Here is a 509-nt window from a genome sequence, read left to right as displayed (position 1 = left end):
TGTAAGTAAGCGTTGATCCAGAGATTTCCGAATGGGGAAACCCAGCATGAGTTATGTCATGTTATCGATATGTGAATACATAGCATATCAGAAGGCAGACCCGGAGAACTGAAACATCTTAGTACCCGGAGGAAGAGAAAGAAAAATCGATTCCCTGAGTAGCGGCGAGCGAAACGGGAAGAGCCCAAACCAACAAGCTTGCTTGTTGGGGTTGTAGGACACTCTATACGGAGTTACAAAAGTATATATTAGACGAATCATCTGGAAAGTTGAATCAAAGAAGGTAATAATCCTGTAGTCGAAAATATATACTCTCTTGAGTGGATCCTGAGTACGACGGAGCACGTGAAATTCCGTCGGAATCTGGGAGGACCATCTCCTAAGGCTAAATACTCTCTAGTGACCGATAGTGAACCAGTACCGTGAGGGAAAGGTGAAAAGTACCCCGGAAGGGGAGTGAAAGAGAACTTGAAACCGTGTGCTTACAAGTAGTCAGAGCCCGTTAATGG

Annotated in this window: 1 rRNA gene; it reads left to right on the top strand. The window is 44.8% G+C overall.

The annotated features are described in order from the left end of the window. Positions 1-509 (top strand): 23S ribosomal RNA (locus AC2D8K_RS12585); the annotation flags it as partial.

Source organism: Staphylococcus sp. 510, assembly GCF_057219715.1.
The sequence above is the reverse complement of the archived record's forward strand: the minus strand, read 5'-3'. Positions and strand labels throughout refer to the sequence as shown.